Source organism: Achromobacter xylosoxidans A8, from assembly GCF_000165835.1.
In the GTDB taxonomy this organism is placed as follows: Bacteria; Pseudomonadota; Gammaproteobacteria; order Burkholderiales; family Burkholderiaceae_B; genus Achromobacter; species Achromobacter xylosoxidans_B.
In genome coordinates, this window is sequence record NC_014640.1 from 3,066,746 (window position 1) to 3,087,491 (window position 20,746).

Genomic DNA, 20,746 nt, shown 5'->3' on the forward strand with positions numbered 1-20,746 from the left:
CGGGGGCGGGCGGCCTCTTCGGACCGTGGATGTTTCTGCGGTTCCGTCCCACTTTGATCCAAGCGCCGCAACACGGCCCGCTGGGCGTTGTCTGTTCGACACGGCCCGCGTTTCCAGCGTTCAGCCACGCCTGAACCGCCTCCATCGCGTTTTCCCCGCCAGTCCTGTCTGGCTTCCGTTGTACGCGGATTGATCTGGTATTCAGGTTTTCTGTTGGCGATTCAATAAATTACATATTGATATCAACAGTCATATAAATAGCATGTCGTCATATTTTGTCATTTTTTAAATAACTATACGAATCCCTCGGGCAAGGCTCGCTGCGAGCGCGCATGTAATTCCGTCCTGGATCTGAACCAGAACGGATTCGCCGATGCCGCCATTCAGTAGCTTGGCGACTTTGTCCGGCCGGCGCACCCGGCCCGCGGGATTCTTTGAGACAAGGTCATGACGATGCTGAAACCAACCAAGTCATTTGCTTGGCGGAGATCGGCTGCAGGCCAAGCCAGAAGGGCGTTTTGCATCGCGCTTTCGGTTTTCCTGCTGTTCCAGGGATGCGCAGCGCCGCTAGCCGGCGAGCTGCGCAAGCCGCTACCCAGTTCCGAACGCAACGCTCCACCCATGACGGCCAGGGCCGAAGCCGCCGGCGAAACGCCGGACCCGGATGCCGCGCAGGCGCGGAGCCGGGCCGCGGGCACGCTGGATCCCGCGCCCGATCTGGAAGGCCGTCCCTTGCCGGCCAATCCCAATCAAATGGCGAGTGCCGACGCCAGATCGCTGGCCAGCGGCAAGGCCACCGGCGTAGCAAAGCGGGCGGCCGAAAGCTGGCTGGGCCAGTTCGGCACCGCCAGGCTGGACCTGCTGGGCAGCTTCCATGGGGGCGCCCTGGACATGCTGTTCCCGCTACACGATGCCGGGACCGGTCTGATTTTTTCGCAGTTCGGCGCGCGCCGGACCAACCTGCTGCAAGAGTCCTATCGGACCACGGTCAACCTTGGCCTGGGATACCGCCATTTCGCCGACGGCTTCATGGTGGGCGGCAACGCCTTCCTGGATCAGGACGTTTCGCGCGGCCATCGGCGGCTGGGCCTGGGCGGTGAATGGTGGGCGGATTATCTCAAGCTCAGCCTGAACGGCTACTTCCGCCTGAGCGACTGGAAGCGTTCGCCCGATGAGCGCGGCTACCAGGAACGCCCGGCCAGCGGTTGGGATATCAGGACCGAAGGCTATTTGCCTTGGTATCCGCAGTTGGGCGGCAAGCTGATGTTCGAGAAGTACTACGGCGATGATGTCGGCCTGTTCGGCGCCAGCAACCGGCAGAAGAATCCCCGTGCCTGGACCCTGGGCGTGTCGTATACGCCGGCGCCGGCCGTCACCTTGGGATTGGACCATCGCATGGGGCAGGGCGGAAAGTCCGACACGAGCTTCAAGCTGGGCGTGAAGTACGCGATAGGCGTGCCCTTGGCCAAGCAGCTGGAGCCGGGCGGCGTCGCGAGCAGCCGCCAATTGGCTGGCATGCACATGGACTTGGTCGAGCGCAATAACGAAATCGTCCTGGAATACAAGAAAAACGCCCCGCTGACGATCCAGCTGCCAGCGGCCACCAGAGGCTATCCGCAGACGGTGCTCAGTTTTCCGGTGACCATCGTGGGGGCCGGGGAGGCACCCACGGTCGAATGGTCCGGTTCGGCGGCGGCTTTTACCATGCCCTATGGCGGCGGCGCGTCAGGGGCGATGACGCTGCCTGCCTACAACATCGGCGGCGTCAACACCTATCGCCTGACGGCAACGGCCATCGATGCGCACGGACGGAAAATCAGTTCGAACGTCATGGAGGTAAGCGTCAATCCGCTCAGCCTCAGCGTCGCGCGCTCGAAAGCCGTGGCTCTGGCCGACGGCATGGACAGCGTCAGGTTTACGGCCCAGGTCCGCGGCGTCCAGGCGGAACCCATGGCCGGGCGCGCCATTGCCTGGACCTTGCACGGGCCCGGCGCCATCAAGGAGTCTTCGGACCGGACCGATGCGGACGGACTGGCGTTCGTCATGGTCAGCAGCCAGGTCGCCGCCATGGTCGAAGTCGAGGCAACGGAAGCTCAAGGCTTCAAGGGCCGCAGCGAGGCCGAATTCCTTGCAGCGACAAGTTCGGCGAACGTCGCGCAGCTCGATGTGACTCCAGTGTCCATCCTTGCAAACGGCCGGGACAAGACCGTGCTTACGGCGACAGTCAAGGATGGCAAGGGCAACGCGGTAGGCGCGGGGGTGGCGGTCAATTGGACGGCCACCGGCGGCCGGCTTTCCAGCGGCAGCAGCAATACCGATGCGAGCGGCGTGGCGGTGGCGGAACTGCTTTCCGCCAACGTTCCGGGCACCTCGGACATCACCGCCAAGGCTGGGGTCGACGATCCGGGGAAGACGAGGTCCGTGGATTTTCTGCTCGACGCATCCGATGCGAAGGTCGTGCTGCTCACGTCCGCCAAGACCACAGCCCTGGCCAACGGTATTGACACCGTGACTCTCACAGCCACCGTTGCCGACGGCCGGGGCAATCCGGTGGGCGCGGGCATCGCCGTCAATTGGGGCGCCAGCCTCGGCACACTGAGCGCCGCCTCCAGCAGCACCGATGCAAATAGCCAGGCCATGATCGTGCTGACAGCGCCCACCGTGGCGGGCGTGGCGGCCATCAGCGCCAGGGGCGCAAGCGGCGATGCGGGCAAGGCTGCTGCGATCGCCTTCGTGGTAGATCCCTCAAGCGCCCGTGTGGTCCTGCTTACGCCCGGCGAGGCCAGTGGCGTGGCCAATGGCACGGATGCCCTGGTTTTCACGGCCACGGTTGAAGATGGCCGTGGCAATCCGGTCGGCGCCGGCATCACCGTCAATTGGACCGCCAATCTGGGCGTCATCGCCTCCGCCAGCGTCACCAACGCCAATAGTCAGGCAACGGTGCTGCTGACCGCGCCCATCGTCCCCGGCATGGCGACCATTACTGCCAAGGCTGCGGATGGCGATGCTGGCAAGACGGCCTCGGCCGTCTTCGCCGCCGACGTGCTGAGGGCGCGCGTGGCCGTCCTGACGCCAAGCAAGACCAGCGGCTTGGCCAATGGCACCGACACCGTCACGCTCACGGCCACAGTCGATGATGGCCGCGGCAGTCCGGTGGGGGCGGGCGTCGCCGTCAATTGGACCACCGATCGGGGCACCATTGCCGCCGCCAGCGTCACCAACGCCAGCAGCCAGGCTACGGTCGTCCTGACGGCGCCGACCATGATTGGTCAGGCGACCGTCACCGCCAAGTGCGCGCCTGTCCGGCAGGGGAGGAGCCTGGGCAGCGATCCTGGCAAGACCGCTGCCATCGCCTTCACCGTCGACACGTCCAGCGCGCACGTCATCGAGCTCAGCCCGAGCAAGACCACCGGCGTGGCCAACGGCAGGGATACCGTGACGTTCACGGCCACGGTTACGGACGCGGGGGGCAATCCGGTGGGCGCGGGCGTCGCGGTCAACTGGGGCGCCACCATGGGTGCCCTCGCGGGCGCGACCAGCGTGACCAACGCCAGCAGCCAGGCCACGATCGTGCTGACCGCGCCGACGGCGGCCGGCGTGGCGTCCATCCTTGCCAAGGCGGCAAGCGGGGATGCCGGCAAGACCGCCTCCGTCACCTTCACGGCCGATGTGTCCACCGCCCGCGTGGTTTCGCTCCTTCCCTTGCGCAGCACCAGCACCACCTTTCCGGCTGGCGTTTGGGTCAATCTGAGAGCGACCGTGCAAGACGCCTATGGCAATCCTGTCGGCGCGGGTGTCACCATCACTTGGAGCAGCGACGCCGCCACTTTCGATCAGGCTACCAGCACGACTTCTCAGGACGGAACGGCTACCAACACCGTAACGCATTTCTCGGCCGGCGCAGTCTTGGTGAAGGCCCAGGCCGTAGCGGGGGATCCGGGCAAGACCCTAGTCATGAACTACGTGGCGGACCCGTCCCGGGATTACGTCAATATCTTGAACGCCAACAAGAATACGGGCGTGGCCGACGGCATCGGCACCACTATCTTCACGGCTGTCGTGCGCAACCAGTTTAACGACCCGGTGGGCGCCGGCATCACCGTGCACTGGACGACGACGGGAGGTACCTTGGCCGCGCCCACGAGCATGACCGATGCCGCCGGCGCAGCCCGCATCGTGCTGACCGCGCCGACCGTGGCGGGCGAGGTGTCGGTGAGTGCCAAGGCGGGAGCCAACGATGAGAACAACAGTTTCGCCGTGGTGACTTTCAAACACAGCCCATCCTCTCCTCGCGTCGGCAGTGCTGCCACCAGCAAGACCCGCATCGTGGCCAATGGCCGCGACTCCGTGATCTTCACGGCGATGGTGCAGGACGGCAATGGCAATCCTTGGGGCGAGGGCCTCGTCGTCAATTGGAGTTCCGACCTCGGCACCCTGGATGGTGCTACCAGCAAAACCAACGCCAACGGCGCAGCCACGGCCGTGCTGACGGCAGGGACCGTCGCCGGCCTGGCCTCGGTGACCGCCACGGCGGGAGCGGGGGATTCGGGCGCGACCGTTAGCGTGACTCTGACGGCCGACCCGCTATCCCCCGGGGTTGCCTCCCTGACCGCCAGCAAGAACTCCGGGCGGGCCAACGGGACTGATACCGTGACCCTCATTGCGACCGTGAAGGATGCCAACGGCAATCTGGAGGATGCGGGCATCATCGTCAACTGGACGACCAACCGCGGCACCCTGGCCGCGGCCACCAGCAGCACCAATGCTCGCGGTATGGCCACGGTTCAACTGCGCGCGCCTACTTCCGCCGGTACTGCGGTGCTGACCGCCAGGACAGTGGCGGCGGATCCGGGCAAGACCGTCCGCGTGAAATTCGCGTCACGCGCCATCACCCCGCCGCAGCCATGACGGCCAAGACAGTCACGTAGGCTCTGGCCAGGCTGGTCCCGGCGTATGCCTTGGCGCCGCGCTGCCTGCCGGCGCCGCCTACTGCCTGGCCTTCCAGTCGCGCAGGGCGCGCATGGTGTTGGCCACGTGGGAATCCGGATTCATGTCGGTGTATTCGTACAGGATCTTGCCTTGCGGCGAGATCACGTAGGAGATGCGTTGCGCGTATTCCGGGCGCTTGTCGTGGACGGCGTCGTAGGCCTTCATGATCTTGCCGTCGCCGTCGGCCGCCACCGCGAATTTGCCGCGGCACTCGCTGACCGAGAACTTGTTCAGCGTATCAATGTTGTCGGTCGACACGCCGATGACGGTGGCGCCCAGGGACTTGTATTCGTCCGTGGCTTCGGCGAAGTTGTGCGCTTCTATCGTGCAGCCCTGGGTGAATGCGGCGGGAAAGAAATACAGGACCACCGGACCTTGCTTGAGCGCCTCGCTCAACGAGAACGTATAGACCTTGCCGCCCAGCGAAGCCTCGGTGCTGAATTCCGGCGCAGGGGCGCCCACGTCCAGCGCGGCCTGGGCCGTAGGGCCGGCCAGCAGGCCGCAGAGCAGTAACCAGGGGGCAATGCGCTTCATCGGAATCTCCAGAGTTTCAGGGGCCGGGCGGCAACAGGCCTACTGTAGCCCTGTGAGCGGCGAGGGTCCAGCGCGCGGCCTGGCGGCCGCGGCCGGGGCTAGTCACGCCCGGGCCCGCCGCGGCCATTGCCGTTTCCATCCCCGCGCGGCTGGTCGCGCTGCTGTTGCTGACGCGCCTGCTGCTGTGCCTGCTGGTCGCGCTGCTGTTGCTGACGCGCCTGCTGCTGTGCCTGCTGGTCGCGCTGCTGTTGCTGACGCGCCTGCTGCTGTGCCTGCTGGTCGCGCTGCTGTTGCTGGCGCGCCTGTTGCTGGACCTGCTGGTCGCGCTGCTGTTGCTGGCGCGCCTGCTGCTGTGCCTGCTGGTCGCGCTGCTGTTGCTGACGCGCCTGCTGCTGTGCCTGCTGGTCGCGCTGCTGCTGCTGCTGCTGCTGCTGACGCGCCTGCTGCTGTGCCTGCTGGTCGCGCTGCTGTTGCTGGCGCGCTTGCTGCTGTGCCTGTTGATCGCGTTGCTGTTGCTGACGCGCCTGCTGCTGTGTCTGTTGATCACGCTGCTGTTGCTGACGCGCCTGCTGCTGGGCCTGTTGATCACGCTGCTGTTGCTGACGCGCCTGCTGCTGAGCTTGTTGATCACGCTGCTGTTGCTGACGCGTCTGCTGCTGTGCCTGTTGATCGCGCTGCTGTTGCTCGCGCACCTGTTGTGCCTGCGGCGGCTGTGGGCGGCCTTGCTGCCCGGGCGTCATATCGCGTCCGCGCTGCATATCCCCGCGATCCGGGCTGCGGTCGCCGCCGCCACGGTTGTCGCGCCCGTTGTTGTCCCGGCCGTCGCGTCCATTCCCCGGACGCTGGCCTTCAGGCGGCCTGCCGTTGGATTGATGGTCCACGTACGCCTGGGGCGGACGGCCCTTGTTGTGGTCATAGAACTGCGCCCGGTTGTTCCCGGCATCGCGCACATAGCCGCGCTGCATATCGGTCTGCTGGGAATGCCGGTCCTTGCGCGCGGCGAGTTCGCGCGGGTCCGCGTCGCGCCGGATGCCCGACGGGCCGCCGTGGTAGCTGACGCGGCGGTTGTCGACGTTGTTCACGACTACCGTGTGGTTGTAGACGTTGGTCACGCGCGTGATGTTCACGTTCGTGACGGAGCGGTTGTAGTAGAAGCGGTCGCGTTTCCAGTAGCCGCCCACGTAGCCCAGGCCGGTGTAGCCGAAGCCGTAGTTGATGCCGCCATAGAAGCCCACGTGGGGGCCCCAGTAGCCCGCGTTCCACAGGTACACGCCGTTCACGAAGCCCCAGTATCCCGGTGTCCAGAGGGCGCCGGGATAGGGCGCCAGCACCCACGCGCCGGGGACCCAGAAGAAGCCGTAGCGATTGCGGCTCCAGTAGCCGGGTACCCACATATAGCCGTCTGCGGGCGCGGCCGGCTGCACATACACGGGCAGCGCAGGCGGCGGTTCCGGACTGCGGTCCACCAGCGCCAGGTTGGCGTTGGCCGGATCGCCATCGTCATAGACGGGCGCGGCGGGCGCGGGCGGCGGCGCATAGGTCTGCGCCGTGGCGCTGGTACAGGCGGCCAGCAGAACGGCCGCGGCCAGGGGGCGCGGGCGGAGGATCCGGGAGTAGATGTTCATGGTCTTTTCCTTTGCGCAACGGGCGCGCGGATCAATAGCCACGATAGTAGTAATGAGGGGCTGGATATGCCGGGTAGTAATAATGCGGCGTGTAGTACACCGGCGCAGGGCGGTAGTACGCCGGCCTGGCGGGCACCACCACGCATCCAGTCAAGGCGCTGGACATGGCCAGCATCAGCAACAGACTCTTCTTCATTTGCGACTCCTGCCGAGCGCCTGGCGTGGCTCACGCCTTTGTTGCGCTCGTCAGGATTAGGCCACAGGGCAGACCCCATGGTTCTGCACTGTAATCGTTCCGAAACAGCTTTCCGGTGACGGATGTTTGCGCCTGCGTGACCGTCGATGTCGTTCGTATCAATGTCCGCGCAAATGAAGAGGGGCCGCCTCGGCGACCCCTGTGTACCGCGTATCGCCGTGTTACGGCTATCAGTTCCAGCGGCCGCCGTTGCCGGCGAGGCTGAAGCGGCCTGCGCCCATGAAGGCGATGGCCAGCGCGGTGAACAGGAACATGCCTTGCAGTTCCAGCGCCCAGCCGCCGTTGTTGGTCAGGCTGCTGATCTGGCCGGAGTGGGCCAGCAGGATCGCGACCAGCATGTTGATGGCAATCAGCAGGCCGCCCAGGCGGGTGTAGATGCCGACGATGATCAGGACGGGAGCGAGGATTTCGCCGACGTAGGCGCCATAGGCGAGGAAACCGGGCAAGCCGTGCGAGGACAGCATCCCGCTGATGCCGCCGACGCCGCCGCCGGTCAGTTTGAACAGGCCATGCAGCAGAATCAGAATACCGAGGGTCAGGCGCAGGATCAGCTTGCCGGTGTCGTCGGATTTGATCATGGTGAGTTTCTCTTCTATTGGTTGAAAGGGGACCGCGGCCGTTGGAACAGGTTGCGAGCCGTTGGTTCCGCGCCCCGATGATCGCGGGCAGGACGGCCGCCAGGGCAGGCCGCGCCATTATTGCAAAACCCGAGCGAAATCATCAAGTTTTTGTCGCCTGACGACACTCAGAACTCTTCCAGATAGCGCATGCGGAAGCGTCGACCCTTGATATTGCTGTTGGACAGGCGCGAGAACGCCTGTTTGGCGATCTGGCGGTCCAGCGCCACGTAGGAGTTGAACTCGGTGATGTTGATCTTGCCGACCTGCTCGAACGTCAGGCCGCCATCGCCGGTCAGGGCGCCCAGCAGGTCGCCCGGACGCAGCTTGTCCTTCTTGCCGCCCTGGATGCACAGGGTGATCATGGGCGCGCGCAAGGGGCGGTCCGCCTTGGGCCGCAGCGTCTTGATGTCGCCCCACACCAGCGGCGCGCCCTGATATTGCTCGATCAGGTTGGCCCAGCGCATTTCCTCGGGCGAGCACAGGCTCAGCGCCAGCCCCTTTTGTTCGCCGCGGCCGCTGCGGCCGATGCGGTGCACGTGGACCTCGGTGTCCTTGGTGACGTCGACGTTGATGACGGCGCCCAGGTTCTGGATGTCCAGGCCGCGCGCGGCCACGTCGGTGGCCACCAGCACGGCGCAGCTGCGGTTGGCGAACTGGATCAGGATCTCGTCGCGCTCGCGCTGTTCCAGGTCGCCGTTGAGCGCCTGGGCGCTGATGCCTTCGGCTTGCAGGCGTTCGACCAGGTCGTGGCTGCGGATCTTGGTGTTGCAGAAGGCCAGCGTGGATTCCGGACGGAAATGCGCCAGCAGGCGCGTCACCGCGTCGAGCCGGTCCTTGTCATCGATTTCGTAGAAGATCTGCTCGATGCGGCTGGCGTCGTGCTGCGCCTCGACCTTGACCTCCGCGGGATTGCGCAGGAAGCGGGCGCTGAGCTTGCGGATGTTGTCGGGGTAGGTGGCCGAGAACAGCAGCGTCTGGCGCTTGGTGGGACAGTGCGAGGCAATGGCCACGATATCGTCATAGAAACCCATGTCGACCATGCGGTCGGCCTCGTCCAGCACCAGGGTGTTCAGACCCGACAGGTCCAGGCTGCCGCGTTCCAGGTGGTCCTGAATGCGGCCGGGCGTGCCCACCACCAGATGGGTGCCGCGCGCCAGCGATTCGGCCTGGGGACGGGCGGCGGCGCCGCCGCACAGGGTCAGGATCTTGACGTTGGCGATCTGGCGCGCCAGCCGCCGCAGTTCCTGCGCAACCTGGTCGGCCAGTTCGCGCGTGGGGCACACCAGCAGCGCCTGCGGCGTCAGGCGCGTGGGATCGAGCTTTTGCAGCACGCCCAGGCCGAAGGCCGCGGTCTTGCCGCTGCCGGTCTTGGCCTGCGCGATGAGGTCGCGGCCTTCCAGGATCAGCGGCAGACTTTGCGCCTGGATGGGCGTCATCTGCTCGAAACCCAGGCTCTTCAGATTGTCGAGCAGGGCGGGCAGCAGGGGCAGGGAGGTAAAGGAGGTGTCGGTCACGATAAGAGGGATAGTCGCTTTCTGCCCCCGGGGGGGGCGGCCCGGCGGCAAAGGAAAGGGGGCGGTTGCGTGAACCGCATACGCCCAAGAGTGTAATGCCTGCGGCCGATGGACCCTGAAACAAGAGCCGGGAATACGGCAGCCGGGAATGAGAGCCCCGGGTGGTGCGGAAACAGGCGCGGGGCGGCGTCAGGCCTCGGATTCGTAGGTGCCGGCCAGCGCGCGGGCGGCTTCCTGCATGCGCGGCAGCCAGGCTCGCGCACCGTCGATCGAAAGCCGCGCCACGGGCGCGTGCAAGGCGACCGCGGCAATGGCGCGTGTGCCATGCAGAATGGGCACCGCCATGCAGACGATCCCCAGCAGGAATTCTTCGCGGTCGAAGCTGGCGCCTTCCTTCTTGATGGTGCGCAGTTCCTGCTCCAGCGCGGCCACGTCGCACAGCGTGTTGGGCGTGTAGCGCGGCAGCGGCGCCGCGGCCAGCAGGCGCTGGCGCGCCTCGCGCCGCATATGGGCCAGGAACAACTTGCCGCTGGCCGAGCAGTGCAGTGGCACGCGCGAACCCGATTGCAGGTTGACCCGCAGCGGCCAGGCGGTTTCGACGCGGTCCAGGTAGATGACCTCGTCGCCGTCCAGCATGGTGCAGTTGCAGGTCTCGCCGATTTCGTCGACCAGGCTGTCCAGGATGCGGTGGCGCTCGCCGCGCAAGGGCGAGTTCAGCAGCGTGTCGCGCGCCAGCGCGCTCAGGCGCGGGCCGCTGACGTAGCTCTTGCCAGCGGGCTCGCGCAGCAGCATGCCGGCGTCGACCAGGCGCGACAGGATGCGCAGCACCGAGGGCTTGGGCAGGCCGGTGGCGTCCGTCAGCGCGGCCAACGATACCGGCTGCCCGGAGCGGGCCACCTGTTCCAGCAGGGTCAGCGCGCGCAGCGCTGCGGAGGATTCGTCTTTCATCTTTCAATAATTGAAGATTCGGCGGTTTGCCTCCCATCTTTGCACGGATTTTGCAGAAAATGGAACGCAGCGGGGTGTGAGCGGCGAGGTTTCTGCTGCAGTATCGGATCATGCCGGCCCAGATGCAATCCGACACCGCCGGCCTGCCAGGAGAGAGACCATGAGCAGCAAGCAACACATGACCCCTAGCGAAGCGTTTGTGGAAACGCTGGTCGCCCAGGGCGTCAAGGACGTATTCGGCATCGTCGGCTCGGCCTTCATGGACGCGCTGGACCTGTTTCCGGCGGCGGGCATCCGCTTCGTTCCCACGGTGCACGAACAGGGCGCCGCGCACATGGCCGACGGCTATTCGCGCGTGACCGGCCGTCACGGTGTCTGCATCGCGCAGAACGGCCCGGGCATCACCAATTTCGTGACCGGCGTAGCGGCCGCCTATTGGGCGCACAGCCCGGTGGTGGCGATCACGCCCGAAACCGGCACCGCGGGCATGGGGCTGGGGGGCTTCCAGGAAACCGAACAGCTGCCCATTTTCTCGCGCATCACCAAGTACCAGGCGCACGTGAATCGGCCTGACCGCATGGCCGAGTTCACCGCCAAGGCTTTCGACAACGCGCTGGCCGAGCGCGGCCCTACGCAGCTGAACATTCCGCGCGACTACTTCTATGGCGAGATCGACGTGGCCATCCCCGAGCCGCGCCGCATCCGCCGCGGTCCGGGCTCGGAAGAGGATCTGGAGGCGGCAGCGCAGATGCTGGCGCAAGCCAAGTTCCCCGTCATCGTGGCGGGCGGCGGCGTGCTGTTCTCGGAGGGCCAGGCCGAATGCGTGGCCTTGGCCGAATTGCTGGGCGCGCCGGTGGTCACCAGCTACCTGCACAACGACGCCTTCCCGGCCAGCCATCCGCTGTGGTGCGGCCCGCTCGGCTACCAGGGCGCCAAGGCCGGCATGAAGCTGCTGTCGCAGGCCGACGTGGTGCTGGCGCTGGGTACGCGCCTCGGACCCTTCGGTACTTTGCCGCAGCACGGGCTGGACTACTGGCCGCAGGGCGCGCGCATCATCCAGGTGGACGCCGACCACCGCATGCTGGGCCTGGTGCGCCCGGTGTCGGTCGGCATCTGCGGCGATGCCAAGCCCGCTGCGGCGGCGCTGGCCGCCAAGCTGCAAGGGCGCGAGGTCGCCTGCGCCGCCACCAAGGCGGGACGCGGCGAACAGATCGCGGCGCAGAAGGCCGAATGGGAGAAGGAACTGGACAGCTGGTCGCATGAACGCGACGACTGGAGCCTGGACATCATCGAGCACGGCGGCGGCCGCATGCATCCGCGCCGCATGCTGCGCGAGCTGGAACGCGCCATGCCCAAGCACGTGATGGTGTCCACCGACATCGGCAATATCTGCTCGGTGTCCAACAGCTACCTGCGCTTCGACGAGCCGAATTCCATGCTGGCCGCCATGAGCTTCGGCAATTGCGGCTACGCCTTGCCGGCGTTGATCGGCGCCAAGCTGGGCAGGCCCGACCGGCCGGCCGTGGCCTACGTCGGCGACGGCGCCTGGTGCATGAGCTTCCAGGAACTGCTGACTTGCGTGCGCGAGAAGATACCGGTGACCGCGGTGGTGTTCCATAACGGCCAATGGGGCGCGGAAAAGAAGAACCAGGTGGACTTCTACGGCCGCCGCTTCGTCGGCAGCAACCTGCTGAACCCGAACTTCGCCGAACTGGCGCGGGCCATGGGCGCGGAAGGCATACGGGTGGAGCACGCCGACCAGGTGGGCGCCGCTCTGCAGGCCGCCTGCAAGGCCCAGTCCGAAGGCAAGACCACCGTGCTGGAGATGATGGTCAGCCAGGAACTGGGCGACCCGTTCCGCCGCGACGCCCTCAAGCAGCCGGTGCGCTTCCTGGACAAGTACAAGCAGTACGTGAACCAGCCGTTCCATCCGGGCGAGGTGCCGTTGTCGATCGATCCCGCCAAGCGCTGACCGCGTAGCGTTCGTCCGGCGCGGCGGCGGCCACGCCGGACTTCTCCCGCCAGGCGCCGCGGACTCCGCGGCAGGAGCAGACCGAAATGGAAAGCGATAGCTTGTTCGAGCCGCTGCGCAATGCCGCGCTGTCAGCCGGACGCTTGCGTACCGCGGTAGCGTATCCCTTGTGTCCGACCAGCCTGGGCGCGGCTGTGCAAGCGCGCGACGCGGGCTATATCGAACCGGTGCTGGTCGGCCCGGCGGACAGGTTGCGGGCCTTGATGGCGGAGTTGGGGCTGCGCGCAGGCGAACTGGAAGTGTTCGACACGCCCGACGACGAAGTGCAGGCTGCGCGCGCCGCGGCAGCGCTGGCGCGCGACGGCGCCGTGCGCATGCTGATGAAGGGCAGCCTGCATACCGACCACTTCATGGCGGCCGTGGTGGCGCGCGATGCCGGCCTGCGCACCGACAGGCGCATCAGCCATGCCTTCGTGATGGCGGTGGCGGCCTATCCCAAGCTCTTCATCCTGACCGACGCGGCCGTCAACATCGCGCCGACCCTGCAGGAAAAGGCCGATATCGCGCAGAACGCCATCGACCTGGCGCGCGCGCTGGGCGTGGAACGGCCCAAGCTCGCGGTGCTGTGCGCCACCGAGTCCGTCAATCCTGCCATGCCCGCCACGCTGGATGCGGCGGCCCTGTCGAAGATGGCGGACCGCCAGCAGATCCGCGGCGGCGATATCGACGGCCCGCTGGCCTTCGACAACGCCATCTCGCGCGAGGCGGCCGACCAGAAGGGCATCGTGTCGCGTGTGGCGGGCGATGCCGACATCCTGCTGGTGCCCGATATCGAGGCCGGCAACATGCTCTACAAGGAACTGACCTGGCTGGCCGGCGCCGGCACGGCCGGGCTGGTGCTGGGCACGCGCGTGCCCGTGCTGCTGACCAGCCGCTCCGATTCCATGCAAGCCCGCGTCAACAGCTGCGCGGTGGCCTCGTTGTATGCGCGGGCGCGGGCCGTCTGAATTCCGGCCGTCGACGCGACTGGCTCCAAAAAGTCCGGCGGTTTGGTACTAAGCCTGGACCCTCAGGCTGGATACGCTACCCCCAAGGCCATCCGTTGAATGGTTCGCGACACACAAGATCAAGGGGTAGAACATGCGCAGCGCAAAAAAATGCCTGACCACGATTCTGACGGCGCTGGCCCTGGCGGGCGGAGCCATGGCCGCGGACGCGCCCAAGCCGGGCGGCACGCTGGTGATCGGTTCGACGCAAGTGCCGCGTCACCTGAACGGCGCGGTGCAGTCGGGCATCGCCACCGCCTTGCCCAGCACCCAGCTGTTCGCCAGCCTGCTGCGCTATGACGCCGATTGGAAGCCGCAACCTTATCTGGCGCAGTCCTGGGAATTGGCGCCGGACGGCAAGTCGCTGACCCTGCATCTGCGCAAGGACGCGCTGTTCCATGACGGCAAGCCGGTGACCTCGGCCGACGTGGCGTTCTCCATCATGGCGGTCAAGAAGAACCACCCGTTCCAGACCATGTTCGCGCCGGTGGAGGCCGTGGACACGCCGGACCCCTACACGGTGGTGTTGCGAATGAACAAGCCGCATCCGGCCATCCTGCTGGCGCTGTCGCCGGCCTTGATGCCGGTGTTGCCCAAACACATCTATGACGACGGCCAGGACCTGAAGAACCATCCGCGCAACTCGGCCGACGTGGTCGGGTCGGGTCCGTTCAAGTTCAAGGAGTTCAAGCCCGGCCAGGAAATCGTGCTGGAGAAATTCGACAAATTCTTCCTGCCCGGCAAGCCCTACCTGGACCGGATCGTGGTGAAGATCAATCCGGACGCCACCAATTTGCTGATCGGATTGGAACGTGGCGACATCGGCGTGTTGCCGTTCATGACCGAGCCCACCATCCTGCGGCGCGCCAAGGACAATCCCGCCATCGTCATGACCAGCAAGGGCTACGAAGGCATAGGCGCGCTGAGCTGGCTGGCCTTCAACACTGCGCGCAAGCCGCTGAACGACGTGCGGGTGCGGCAGGCCATCGCCTACGCCACCGACAAGGGTTTCATCACCAAGGCGCTGAACGCCGGCTTCGCCAAGCCTGCCGACGGTCCCATCATTGGCACCAGTCCGTTCGCCACGCAGGACGTCGCCAAGTATCCGCTGGACCTGAAGAAGTCCGAACAGCTGCTGGAAGAAGCGGGCTTCAAAAAGGACGCCAAGGGCGAACGCCTGTCGCTGACCGTGGACTACATGCCGGGTTCCGACGTGCAGGGCAAGAACGTGGCGGAGTACTTGCGTAGCCAGCTGAAGAAGGTTGGCATCGCGGTGCAGGTGCGCGCCTCGCCGGACTTCCCGACCTGGGCCAAGCGCATCGCCAGCAAGGATTTCGACATGACCACCGACATCGTCTTCAACTGGGGCGATCCGGTGATCGGCGTGCACCGCACCTATCTGTCCAGCAACATCCGCGACATCATCTGGACCAATACGCAGTCCTACGCAAATCCCAAGGTGGACGAGCTGTTGGAACAGGCTGGCACGGAGACCGACGCCGACAAGCGCCGCGCGCTGTATGCCGAATTCCAGCGCCTGGTCACCGCGGACGTACCCATCGACTTCCTCACGGTCATTCCGTACCACACCTTGTCCTCGAAGAAGGTGCACGGCTTGCCGGACGGGATCTGGGGCGTCATCTCGCCCATGGACGATACCTACTTGCAGTAAGGGGGAGCCGCCATGACGCGCTATCTCCTGCGTCGGCTGGCCTATGCGCTGGTGCTGCTGCTGGCCGTGGTGACGCTGAACTTCCTGCTGATCCACATCTCGCCGGGCGATCCGGTCGAGACCATCGCGGGCTCCATGGGCGGCATCAGCGAAGAACTGCGGGCGCAGTTGCGCACGCAGTACGGGCTGGATAAACCCTTCCTGACGCAGCTGGGCATCTACCTGATGCAGGTGCTGCGCGGCGACCTGGGCTATTCCTACTTCTTCAACGTGCCGGTGGCGCAGCTGATCTGGGACCGCGTGCCGGCCACGCTGCTGCTGGTGGTGACTTCGGTGCTGAGCGCCTTCCTGGCGGGCACGCTGCTGGGCACGCTGGCCGCGCGCAAACCCAATGGGCCGCTGTCGCAAGGCATCACGCTGCTGTCGGTGGTGGGCTATTCCGCGCCGGTGTTCTGGACCGGCATCATCCTCATCATCCTGTTCGCCTCGGTGTTGCCGATCTTTCCCGTGTCCGACATGCGCTCTGCCGGCGGCCCGCAGGACGGCTGGGCCGGCGTACTGGACGTGCTGCACCACCTGGTGTTGCCGGCCTTCACCTTGGCGTTTGTCTACCTGGCGCAGTACAGCCGGCTGGCGCGCGCCAGCGTCATGGAGGCCCTGTCGGCCGACTATATCCGCACCGCGCGCGCCAAGGGCCTGCCGGAACGCACCGTGCTGTACAAGCACGCGCTGCGCAACGGCGTGTTGCCGGTGGTGACCATGCTGGGCCTGCAGTTCGGCAATGTGCTGGCGGGCGCGATCCTGGTCGAGACGGTCTTCAACTGGCCGGGGCTGGGCCGGCTGGCATTCGACTCCGTGCTCAGGCGCGACTATCCCACGCTGCTGGGCATCCTGCTGTTCGCTTCGCTGCTGGTGGTGGTGATGAATCAGCTTACCGATCTGGCCTACCGCCTGATCGATCCCAGGATCAAGACCTCATGAGCCAGACTCCTTCCGCCGTTCCCGTTGCCGCCTTGCAGGCCCAGGCGGCGCGGCCGCCGGCCCGCCCGTCCTACGAGGCCCTACGGGTGTTTGCGCGCAATCCCTCGGCGCTGGCCGGCGTGCTGCTGCTGGCCGTCATCCTGGCGGTGACGATCTTCGGCCCCATGGTCATGCAGGCGGACCCGTTCGAGATCGCCGGCGCGCCGATGACGCCGCCGGGCGCGGACGCCTTGATGGGCACGGACTACCTGGGCCGCGACGTGCTGACCGGCATGGTCTACGGCGGCCGCGCCACGCTGCTGGTGGGCGTGGTGGCGGCGGTGCTGTCCATGGCCATCGGGCTGACGGTGGGGGCGCTGGCGGGCTACTACGGCGGCTGGATCGACGAAACCCTGATGCGCATCACCGAGTTCTTCCAGGTGCTGCCCACCTTGCTGTTCGCCATGGTGCTGGTGACGCTGTTCTCGCCTTCGCTCGTGACTATCGCGGTGGCGATCGGCGTGGTCAGCTGGACAGGCACGGCGCGGCTGGCGCGCGGCGAATTCCTGCGCCTGAAGCGCCGCGAGTACGTGCTGGCGGAACGAGTGATAGGCGCGGGCGACGCCCGCATCATCTGGCGGGTGATCCTGCCCAATGCCTTGGCGCCGCTGATCGTGTCCGCGACGCTGGCGATAGGCATGGCCATCCTGTTCGAGGCCGGCCTGTCGTTCCTGGGCCTGGGCGATCCCAACATCATGAGCTGGGGCCTGATGATAGGCAGCAACCGCCCCTACATCCTGACCGCGTGGTGGGCCGTGACTCTGCCGGGCGCCGCCATCTTCGTGACTGTGCTGGCTGTCAGCCTGATCGGCGACGGTCTGAACGATGCGTTGAATCCCAACTCGCGGGGGCGGGCATGAACGCCCCGGTGCTGGAAGTGGATAGCCTGAGCCTGGAGTTCCAGGCGCGCGGGCGCGCGGCCGAGGTGCTGAGCGCGGTGAGCTTCGCCCTGAACCCTGGCGAGACCCTGTGCCTGGTGGGCGAATCCGGCTGCGGCAAGAGCATGACGGCGCTGGCCATCATGCGGCTGATTCCCGCGCCGGGGCGCATAGGCGGGGGCAGCGTGCGCCTGCGTGGCGATGACCTGGCCGGCCATGACGAAGAGGCCATGCGCCGGGTGCGCGGCAACAAGATATCAATGATCTTCCAGGAGCCCATGACGGCGCTCAATCCCGTGTACACGGTCGGCGACCAGATCGCGGAGCCCTTGCGCCTGCATCAGGGCCTGAGCAAGAGCCAGGCCCGTGAGCGCGCCATCGACATGCTGAAGTCGGTGGGTATCCCCTTGCCCGAGCGGCGCGTGGACGACTATCCGCACCAGATGTCCGGCGGCATGCGGCAGCGCGTGATGATCGCGATCGCGCTGGCCTGCGATCCGGACGTGCTGATCGCCGACGAGCCCACCACCGCGCTGGACGTGACGGTGCAGGCGCAGATCTTCGACCTGCTGCGCGAGCAACAGGCCCGGCGCGGCACCGCGGTGCTGCTGATCACGCACGACATGGGCGCGGTGTCGGAAATGGCGGACCGCGTGGTGGTCATGTACGGCGGGCGGGTAGTGGAGCAGGGCGGCGTGCGCGAAATCCTGGCGCAGCCGCGCCATCCCTATACCCAGGGCTTGATCGCCTGTCTGCCGGAACTGGACCGCGAGCCCGACGACATCCGCCCGGACCTGCCGGAGATTCCCGGCGTGGTGCCTTCGATCTGGGAGCGCGGCGCGGGCTGTCCGTTCATGGAGCGCTGTGGGCAGGCCATGGCCCGTTGCCGCGACGCATTTCCACCGTTGGTCCAAGTGGGCGAGGGCCAGGAAGTGGCCTGTTGGCTGTATCCGGAGGCCGCGCGATGACGTCACCGCAATCTCCCGCCTTGCTGTCCGTGCGCGATCTTGCCGTGCATTTCCCCATTGGCGGACGCGGACGCGATGGCAAGCCCGTCGTCGTGAAGGCCGTGGACGGCGTGTCCTTCGAGCTGCAGCGCGGCCGCACCCTGGCGATCGTGGGCGAGTCCGGGTCGGGCAAGACCACTACCGCCTTGTCGGTGCTGCGCCTGGCGGATCCGACCGCGGGTTCCATCCATTTCGACGGCACCGACATGACGGCGTTGAGCGGTTCGGCCCTGCGCCGCATGCGCCGCCGCGTGCAGCTGGTGTTCCAGGATCCGTATTCCTCTCTCAATCCGCGCCAGCGCGCGGGCGATATCGTGCGGTCGCCGCTGGACCTGATGGGCATCGATCCGCCGGGCGGACGCGAGGCACGGGTGGCCCGCATGTTCGAACTGGTGGGCTTGCGGCCGGAACAGCGGCAGCTGTTTCCGCATCAGTTCTCCGGCGGACAGCGGCAGCGGCTGAACGTGGCCAGGGCCCTGGCCAGCGCGCCGGATCTGATCGTCTGCGACGAACCGGTGTCCGCCCTGGACATCGCCATTCGCGCGCAGATCCTGAACCTGCTGCGGCGCATCCAGCGCGAGCAGGGGCAGTCATTCCTGTTTATCTCGCACGACATGGCGGTGGTGGAGCACATCTGCGACGACATCGCCGTCATGTATCTGGGCAAGATCATCGAGCAGGCCTCGCGCAACGCTTTCTTCACGCGTCCCTTGCATCCCTACAGCGTCGCACTGATGTCGGCGGTGCCAACCGTGAAAGGCGGGCGCGAACTTGCCGCCCGCCGGGTGCGGCTGGCGGGGGATCCGCCTAGCCCGGTCGATCCGCCGCCCGGCTGCCGCTTCGCCGGCCGTTGCCCGGCCGCGCAGTCGCTCTGCACCACGCGCGAGCCCGCTCTGCGCGAAGTCGCGCCAGGCCACCGCGTGGCCTGCCATTTCGTCGACTCCCGCGATGGCGTCCTGGTGTCGCCGCTGCAGGGATGAATCCACCCTCCGATAGAAGGACAGACCGATGAGCCAGACCCGCGCCCGAACCACCATCTATGCCGCGCGCAGCATCCTGACCATGAATCCGATGCAGCCGCGCGCCACCCATGTGGCGGTGCGCGAAGGCCGCATCCTGGGCGTGGGCAGCCGCGAAGACCTGGCGGGCTGGGGCCCCGCCGACCTCGACGAGCGCTATGCGGACAAGGTGCTCATGCCCGGCCTGGTGGAAGGGCATTGCCACCTGCCGGAAGGCGGCATGTGGAAGTTCGTGTACGTGGGTTATTACGACCGGCGCGGGCCGGACGGCCGGCTTTGGGAAGGCCTGAAGAGCTTCGACGCGGTGGCTGCCCGGCTGAGCGAGGCCGAGCGTGCCTTACCAGCCGGCGAAACGCTGATCGGCTGGGGCTTCGATCCGATCTTCTTCGACGGCGCGCGCATGCGTGTGCAGGACCTGGACGCCGTTTCCGCCGAGCGGCCCGTGGTGGTGATGCACGCCAGCATGCACCTGATGAACGTGAATACTCCGATGCTGGCGCGTGCCGGCATCGACCGCGACACCGATATCGAAGGCATTACCCGCATGGACGATGGGCGCCCCAGCGGCGAGCTCTGCGAATTCGCGGCCATGTTTCCCGTCATGCGCCTGATCGGCAGCCCGTTCCGCACCGTGGGCGTGTCGGAAGAGGGCCTGCGCATGTTCGGCAAGGTGGCGCAGTGGGCAGGCGTCACGACCGCCACGGACCTGGTCAACGAGCTGGGCGAGGAGGGCCTGGCGACGCTGGCGCGCATCACCTCTGAACCGGACTATCCGGTGCGCATCGTGCCCGCCGCGTCCGCGCTGACGTATGCGGGCGATCCGGCGCGCTGCCTGGCCAAGTTGGAGGATGCCCGGCGGCTCAACAACGACAAGCTGCATCTGGGCATGGTCAAGCTGGTTGTGGACGGCTCGATCCAGGGCTTTACGGCCAGGCTGCGCTGGCCGGGCTACTACAACGGCGCGCCCAACGGCATCTGGGTGATCGCGCCGGCCGAACTGGACGCCATGGTCCAGACGTATCACGATGCCGGCGTGCAGCTGCACATCCACACCAATGGCGATGAAGCCACCGAGCTTGCCATCGACGCCGTCGACCGCGCCCTGCGCCGCAGTCCGCGCCGGGACCACCGCCATACCTTGCAGCATTGCCAGATGGCCGACGCGGCGCAATTTCGGCGCATGGCCAGCCTGGGCATGTGTGCCAATCTTTTCGCCAACCACATCTTTTACTGGGGCGATGCACACCATGCCCTGACCATGGGGCCGGACCGCGCCAAGCGCATGGACGCTTGCGCCTCGGCGGCGCGCGCCGGCGTGCCGTTCTCCATCCACTCGGACGCGCCCATCACGCCGCTGGGGCCGCTGTTCACGGCCTGGTGCGCGGTCAATCGCCAGACTTCCTCGGGCAAGGTGCTGGGCGAATCCGAGCGCATCGACGTGGAGGCGGCCCTGCATGCCGTGACGCTGGGCGCGGCCTACACCCTGCATCTGGACCATCTGGTGGGTTCCATCGAGATCGGCAAGCATGCCGATTTCTGCGTGCTGCAGGACGATCCGCTGGAGGTCGCGCCGGAGCAGCTGAAGGATGTGCGCGTGCTGGGCACGGTCATCGGCGGCAGGCCGCTGGCGCTGCGGGAGGCCTGAG

The 20,746-nt window shown here is 66.6% G+C and carries 15 protein-coding genes; 9 read left to right on the forward strand and 6 right to left on the reverse strand.

The features are described from left to right. The first annotated feature begins 621 nt into the window (after positions 1 to 621). On the forward strand, positions 622 to 4,908 hold the full coding sequence (locus AXYL_RS14280) for an inverse autotransporter beta-barrel domain-containing protein (protein ID WP_013393507.1): 4,287 nt from the start codon (positions 622 to 624) through the stop codon (positions 4,906 to 4,908). 78 nt (positions 4,909 to 4,986) lie between these two features. Here the strand turns inward: AXYL_RS14280 and AXYL_RS14285 are convergent, their stop codons facing one another. The 6 genes from AXYL_RS14285 to AXYL_RS14305 all read right to left on the reverse strand — a co-directional run bounded on the left by AXYL_RS14285 (position 4,987) and on the right by AXYL_RS14305 (position 10,486). Next, entirely contained in the window at positions 4,987 to 5,523 is a 537-nt protein-coding gene (locus AXYL_RS14285; RefSeq protein WP_013393508.1) for a peroxiredoxin, read from the reverse strand. Between the two features lie 98 nt (positions 5,524 to 5,621). Next, the gene (locus tag AXYL_RS14290; protein ID WP_013393509.1) at positions 5,622 to 7,148 is read right to left on the reverse strand and encodes a BcpO-related WXXGXW repeat protein; all 1,527 of its coding nucleotides are present in this window, start codon (positions 7,146 to 7,148) and stop codon (positions 5,622 to 5,624) included. Positions 7,149 to 7,179: 31 nt separating this feature from the next. Beyond that, entirely contained in the window at positions 7,180 to 7,344 is a 165-nt protein-coding gene (locus tag AXYL_RS35175; RefSeq protein WP_013393510.1) for a hypothetical protein, read from the reverse strand. 230 nt (positions 7,345 to 7,574) lie between these two features. Beyond that, positions 7,575 to 7,982, reverse strand: a complete 408-nt coding sequence (locus tag AXYL_RS14295) for a DoxX family protein (protein ID WP_013393511.1) — start codon at positions 7,980 to 7,982, stop codon at positions 7,575 to 7,577. A 167-nt stretch (positions 7,983 to 8,149) separates the two neighbouring features. Next, the gene (gene dbpA, locus AXYL_RS14300; RefSeq protein ID WP_013393512.1) at positions 8,150 to 9,538 is read right to left on the reverse strand and encodes an ATP-dependent RNA helicase DbpA; all 1,389 of its coding nucleotides are present in this window, start codon (positions 9,536 to 9,538) and stop codon (positions 8,150 to 8,152) included. 189 nt (positions 9,539 to 9,727) lie between these two features. Beyond that, positions 9,728 to 10,486, reverse strand: coding sequence for an IclR family transcriptional regulator (locus tag AXYL_RS14305; protein WP_013393513.1), 759 nt, complete (start codon positions 10,484 to 10,486; stop codon positions 9,728 to 9,730). A gap of 160 nt (positions 10,487 to 10,646) precedes the next feature. Here AXYL_RS14305 and xsc point away from each other — a divergent pair, with 160 nt between their 5' ends. The 8 genes from xsc (at position 10,647) to AXYL_RS14345 (ending at position 20,745) form a co-directional block, all read left to right on the forward strand. Further along, positions 10,647 to 12,458: a sulfoacetaldehyde acetyltransferase gene (gene xsc / locus AXYL_RS14310; RefSeq protein ID WP_013393514.1), complete on the forward strand. Its 1,812-nt coding sequence runs from the start codon at positions 10,647 to 10,649 to the stop codon at positions 12,456 to 12,458. Positions 12,459 to 12,544: 86 nt separating this feature from the next. Continuing rightward, a complete protein-coding gene (locus tag AXYL_RS14315) occupies positions 12,545 to 13,465 on the forward strand; it encodes a bifunctional enoyl-CoA hydratase/phosphate acetyltransferase (RefSeq protein WP_013393515.1) in 921 nt (306 codons plus the stop codon). Between the two features lie 133 nt (positions 13,466 to 13,598). After that, positions 13,599 to 15,176, forward strand: a complete 1,578-nt coding sequence (locus tag AXYL_RS14320) for an ABC transporter substrate-binding protein (RefSeq protein ID WP_013393516.1) — start codon at positions 13,599 to 13,601, stop codon at positions 15,174 to 15,176. A 12-nt stretch (positions 15,177 to 15,188) separates the two neighbouring features. Next, positions 15,189 to 16,157 (forward strand): ABC transporter permease, encoded by a 969-nt coding sequence (locus AXYL_RS14325; protein ID WP_013393517.1) that lies wholly within the window; start codon positions 15,189 to 15,191, stop codon positions 16,155 to 16,157. Next, entirely contained in the window at positions 16,154 to 17,056 is a 903-nt protein-coding gene (locus tag AXYL_RS14330) for an ABC transporter permease (RefSeq protein WP_013393518.1), read from the forward strand. Before AXYL_RS14325 ends, AXYL_RS14330 begins: the two co-directional genes overlap by 4 nt. Next, complete coding sequence (locus AXYL_RS14335) at positions 17,053 to 18,042, forward strand: ABC transporter ATP-binding protein (protein WP_013393519.1); 990 nt, start codon at positions 17,053 to 17,055, stop codon at positions 18,040 to 18,042. Before AXYL_RS14330 ends, AXYL_RS14335 begins: the two co-directional genes overlap by 4 nt. Next, the gene (locus tag AXYL_RS14340; RefSeq protein ID WP_013393520.1) at positions 18,039 to 19,061 is read left to right on the forward strand and encodes an ABC transporter ATP-binding protein; all 1,023 of its coding nucleotides are present in this window, start codon (positions 18,039 to 18,041) and stop codon (positions 19,059 to 19,061) included. The genes AXYL_RS14335 and AXYL_RS14340 overlap by 4 nt, the downstream gene beginning before the upstream one ends. Positions 19,062 to 19,089: 28 nt before the next feature. Further along, positions 19,090 to 20,745 (forward strand): amidohydrolase, encoded by a 1,656-nt coding sequence (locus tag AXYL_RS14345; protein ID WP_013393521.1) that lies wholly within the window; start codon positions 19,090 to 19,092, stop codon positions 20,743 to 20,745. Position 20,746: the final 1 nt, after the last annotated feature.

Excerpts from the sequence above, each read along its gene's own strand:
- AXYL_RS14335 (WP_013393519.1), top strand. The coding sequence starts at position 17,053 with ATGAACGCCCCGGTGCTGGAAGTGGATAGCCTGAGCCTGGAGTTCCAG.
- xsc (WP_013393514.1), top strand. The coding sequence starts at position 10,647 with ATGAGCAGCAAGCAACACATGACCCCTAGCGAAGCGTTTGTGGAAACG.
- AXYL_RS14285 (WP_013393508.1), bottom strand. The coding sequence starts at position 5,523 with ATGAAGCGCATTGCCCCCTGGTTACTGCTCTGCGGCCTGCTGGCCGGC.
- AXYL_RS14345 (WP_013393521.1), top strand. The coding sequence starts at position 19,090 with ATGAGCCAGACCCGCGCCCGAACCACCATCTATGCCGCGCGCAGCATC.
- AXYL_RS14290 (WP_013393509.1), bottom strand. The coding sequence starts at position 7,148 with ATGAACATCTACTCCCGGATCCTCCGCCCGCGCCCCCTGGCCGCGGCC.
- AXYL_RS14330 (WP_013393518.1), top strand. The coding sequence starts at position 16,154 with ATGAGCCAGACTCCTTCCGCCGTTCCCGTTGCCGCCTTGCAGGCCCAG.
- AXYL_RS14295 (WP_013393511.1), bottom strand. The coding sequence starts at position 7,982 with ATGATCAAATCCGACGACACCGGCAAGCTGATCCTGCGCCTGACCCTC.
- AXYL_RS35175 (WP_013393510.1), bottom strand. The coding sequence starts at position 7,344 with ATGAAGAAGAGTCTGTTGCTGATGCTGGCCATGTCCAGCGCCTTGACT.
- AXYL_RS14320 (WP_013393516.1), top strand. The coding sequence starts at position 13,599 with ATGCGCAGCGCAAAAAAATGCCTGACCACGATTCTGACGGCGCTGGCC.
- AXYL_RS14325 (WP_013393517.1), top strand. The coding sequence starts at position 15,189 with ATGACGCGCTATCTCCTGCGTCGGCTGGCCTATGCGCTGGTGCTGCTG.
- AXYL_RS14340 (WP_013393520.1), top strand. The coding sequence starts at position 18,039 with ATGACGTCACCGCAATCTCCCGCCTTGCTGTCCGTGCGCGATCTTGCC.
- AXYL_RS14315 (WP_013393515.1), top strand. The coding sequence starts at position 12,545 with ATGGAAAGCGATAGCTTGTTCGAGCCGCTGCGCAATGCCGCGCTGTCA.
- AXYL_RS14305 (WP_013393513.1), bottom strand. The coding sequence starts at position 10,486 with ATGAAAGACGAATCCTCCGCAGCGCTGCGCGCGCTGACCCTGCTGGAA.
- AXYL_RS14280 (WP_013393507.1), top strand. The coding sequence starts at position 622 with ATGACGGCCAGGGCCGAAGCCGCCGGCGAAACGCCGGACCCGGATGCC.